The organism is Arthrobacter sp. Hiyo1, assembly GCF_001263615.2.
GTDB lineage: Bacteria > Actinomycetota > Actinomycetes > Actinomycetales > Micrococcaceae > Arthrobacter.
Map to the genome: position 1 here is coordinate 989,661 of NZ_DF952469.1, position 3,525 is coordinate 993,185.

A 3,525-nucleotide genomic window follows, 5' to 3' on the forward strand; every position below is an offset into this window, starting at 1 on the left:
GCCTGAGCGCCTGCGGGGAGCCGGCAAGGTGCTTCAGGATCCGATTCCAAGGGCGGTCAACAGCACGAGCACGATGGTGGCGACCGCGAACAGGCCGTGCACGTAGACGAGGGGAACCGGAAGATGCGCTTCCGGGGTAGATTCCTTGCGGCTGTGCCTCCATCTCAGGAACATCACATCCCCGAGGACTGCGACGATCACCAGGAGTCCGAAGGCGACCCAGGTCAGGATGTCCTATCGATGATCAGGTAGACGATCCACAGGATCAACCCGGCGGCGGCTAGCAGGAAGTGGCTGAAAATTAGGGGAGGTACAAGGCGTGTCGGGATGGAGGCGTCACTCTGTGCGGCGCGCAGGCCGCCTTTGCTTAGCCACAGGCCGAGCATGGTGAACCCGAGGACTGCGGTAACAATCCAGGTGACGAGTGCGGCGATGCCCATGGGACTAGTCCTTCGCTGTAGTGGCGATGTCGAAGCCGGCGGCTTGGGTCTCTTCATTGGCAACCCGCACGCCATAGTGGAAGGCGAGTTTGCCGCCAAGGTACCCGGAGACGCCCAGTGCGGCGACACTGAGAGCCGAGAAAATGATCAGTACGGCCTGCACGGGTCCGTGCTGACCGACCCTGAGGAGGAAGTTGACCAGGTAGGCAATGGTGATGGTGAGGTTCAGGCTCATGTGGACCAGTGCGGTACGGAAGGCCCGCGTGCCGGTCGGGATGGCGAACAGGTCCAGGAATCCGACCAGTGCTGCAGCTGCTGCACCGAGCACGCCAATGGCGATCAGCCATCGTGACCCCGTTGCCAGCGCGGCTGCATCGCCGCTTGCAATGAGAGATCCGAGGTCGAAGACGAGGCTGGCCACCCACGCCCCGATCGGCACGGTCACCAGGATCGGGTGGAACGGGTGGCCGTAGGGGCCTGCCAGAAAAGTCACTGGCTCCTTGGCCCGACGCATGTCATCCATCGATACCTTCTCCGGTGTCATCCATCGATACCTTCTCCGGAAAGACGATAACGGATCGCGGTTTGCATGACGGTCCCGGGCTTACACCGAAACTCGCACAAGGACGAACCGCCTTGCTTCTTCGTCGGTGAGCCAGCGCCGGGAATCCAAAAACGTGTTACTTCATTTTAGAATTTCGGGAACGCCCGCCACAAGAGGCCGCGCCTTCCGGATCTTAAAGGGAGGGACCAGATGCCCGAGCAACGACTCACCATTGCGGGACCGGGATCCGAAGCGGACGCTACGGGGACGGCGCCGGCTGGCTCCGCCTATTCCAGGCGCTCCGGCCCGGCGGGTTCGGTGCCTGCTCCGGCTGCGGTGCGCACGCGGGTTCGGATCCCGCTCAGGTTCGCCGACGGCTTCGCCACGACAGCCGATGCGTTCACGTTCTCGGGTCTGGTGGACCACAAGGAGCACCTGCTGCTGGGGCTCGGTGACTGGCAGGGTGCCCTGCTCGGCGCCAGGGCCAGGGCCAGGGCCATGGCTCCCTTCGTTCGGCCTCACAGCGAATGCATGACCGGGGACGTCATGGGCTCGCAGCGGTGCGACTGCGGGCCTCAGCTCCGCGAAGCGGCCGAGCGGCTCGCCGACCAGGGGGGCTTCCTGCTGTACCTGAGGCAGGAAGGCCGGGGCATCAGGCTCTACGAGAAACTTGACGCGTACTCCCTCCAGGACCGAGGCCTGGACACTTACGCAGCGAACGGCGCGCTAGGCCACGGTGAGGACGAGCGGGACTACCAGACGGCCGCGCAGATGCTGCTCGCTGTCGGAGTGGACCGGATCCGGCTGCTGAGGAACAACCCGGACAAGGCCCTCCAGCTCGAGGCCAACGGTGTCGCCGCGGCCGAGCGCGTGCCCGCCCTGGTCCACCTTTCATCCTCGAATGCCCGACACCTGACCACCAAGCGCGACCACACCGGCCATACAATTGACTTGGGGCCGCTCCCCTAACCCCCGTCGGGCACCGGGGCGCACCATCTTCTGCCGCCGGTGGATTATCTGCGGTTTCCATGGAACCGTTCCCAGCAAGCTCCCGGAGTCGGCTCGGAACCCGCCTTCTGATCCCCCTGAGCATCTCCCAAGCCTGATGGTGTGACTGCTGTGCTTATCGGGCTCGTCAAGCGGCACGCGCTCCGCCGATGGGCCGTGACCTGACCGGGCCGCACAACGGACGGGCATCCCCGCACATTTCCCCGACCATAATCAAGACGACAGGCCGCGACGGACTGAGCGAACGAGTGCCCCAACTCGGAGGAAGCAGCCCGCCACCTCGAAGCAGCACTAGCCTCCTTGGGCCTTCGAGGGACGGAAGTCCACATGCGGCTGATGGAATCCGCTGCGGGCACATTCGGCACTGGCTTCGCCGACTCCCCGACGCTCACAGCCGACAGAGACAATATCTCCGTGCCGAAACGGCAGTGACAGACCTCGCCTGCAGCATCTACCCGACGCCGTCCGGGTTTGCGGGCCTGCCGACCCTTTAAACAGATCAAGGAAGCCCTCATGGACCACGGGATGTGAGGCCCAAGCAAGGCCGCACGATGGGAAACCCTCCGCGATGCATGCAGTGTCCGTGTTATAGAAAGGAGCAGAATCTGCGAGTTGATTCCCGGACCCGTCAACCAGCCCGACCCTGCAGGTGCCTGCCGCGTCAGTGAATACTTCAAAATGACCGGCCATCAGAGAAGTGCCCCTCTGAAGGCAGTACACGGGCTCCGGCGGTGGCGCGGTTGTTGAGCATCTGATGGTTTCCTGATCAGCCGCGCCGCTCCAGTTTCCTCGTCACCAGGTTCGGCAATGACTGCGCTGGTTCGGAAAGCCGCCGAGCCTCGGCCGGAGCTACGATTTCATCGCAATGAGGAAGCACGAGGCGGATGCGTTCGAGTTCGCGCGAGGGCGCGGATGGCCGGCGTCGAAAATAGTTCCTGAACCGCGCTTATCTGAGCGGATCCCCGGCCAGGTTTCACTGGAGAAGCCCTTTGCCGTCCAGGGTTCACGTCCTCGTGCATGGCGGGCATCGAAGTGCACGCTCCCCTAAACTGGAGGCTGCGATGATGTGTCATGGCGTGGCCGTCTCCTCGGGAGTTGATCGAATCCAGCTTCTTGACAGGACTCAAGCATACCGGATGTGATTCATGTCGCATCAAGGACTTGCGGGTCTGTGTCCATCTTGCCGGGCAGGGCCCGGGTCCGGAAACCCCGGCATCCATAACCACCGGGCCATCAACCCGCCTCCATCCTCGGACCTATGACGATCATCGGGTCGCTGACAGGCGGAAGCAGCCAGGACTGATGCGGGACCGGCCGCGGGGCGTGCTGCGCCTCTAATGCTGCATGTGAGTCAGCCGGCGCAGCTTCAGCTTCTCGGATGAAGGTACCTTCAAGAGTTCGGCGATGAACACGAGGAGATGGTCGCGGTGATGACCAAACGGAACGGTACCGCGGGGAGCGGCCATCATCACCGGCATCAGCGCTTCCCGTTCCCGTTGCCGGGCTTCGACGGGGCTGTCGAGGGCTGGGGCG

5 protein-coding genes are annotated in these 3,525 nt (G+C 63.7%); 1 reads left to right on the plus strand and 4 read right to left on the minus strand.

What is annotated here, in order from left to right:
• Positions 1-33: 33 nt before the first annotated feature.
• The 3 genes from AHiyo1_RS25490 to AHiyo1_RS08850 are packed head-to-tail and all read right to left on the minus strand — an operon-like array spanning position 34 to position 933.
• Complete coding sequence (locus AHiyo1_RS25490) at positions 34-201, minus strand: hypothetical protein (protein WP_216363159.1); 168 nt, start codon at positions 199-201, stop codon at positions 34-36.
• Positions 202-224: 23 nt separating this feature from the next.
• Entirely contained in the window at positions 225-440 is a 216-nt protein-coding gene (locus AHiyo1_RS25495; protein WP_216363160.1) for a hypothetical protein, read from the minus strand.
• 4 nt (positions 441-444) lie between these two features.
• Entirely contained in the window at positions 445-933 is a 489-nt protein-coding gene (locus AHiyo1_RS08850; RefSeq protein ID WP_253257222.1) for a DUF2231 domain-containing protein, read from the minus strand.
• Positions 934-1,194: 261 nt separating this feature from the next.
• On the opposite strand from AHiyo1_RS08850, the gene AHiyo1_RS08855 reads away from it, so the two are divergent.
• Entirely contained in the window at positions 1,195-1,953 is a 759-nt protein-coding gene (locus tag AHiyo1_RS08855) for a GTP cyclohydrolase II (RefSeq protein ID WP_084784434.1), read from the plus strand.
• Between the two features lie 1,373 nt (positions 1,954-3,326).
• On the opposite strand, the gene AHiyo1_RS25500 is transcribed toward AHiyo1_RS08855, so the two are convergent.
• Positions 3,327-3,525, minus strand: a 199-nt coding sequence (locus AHiyo1_RS25500; RefSeq protein WP_216363161.1) for a hypothetical protein, incomplete at its 5' end; no start/stop codon positions are given.

Bases quoted from the DNA above. Each gene is read 5' to 3' on its own strand.
- AHiyo1_RS25495 (WP_216363160.1), bottom strand. From the start codon at position 440: ATGGGCATCGCCGCACTCGTCACCTGGATTGTTACCGCAGTCCTCGGG.
- AHiyo1_RS08855 (WP_084784434.1), top strand. From the start codon at position 1,195: ATGCCCGAGCAACGACTCACCATTGCGGGACCGGGATCCGAAGCGGAC.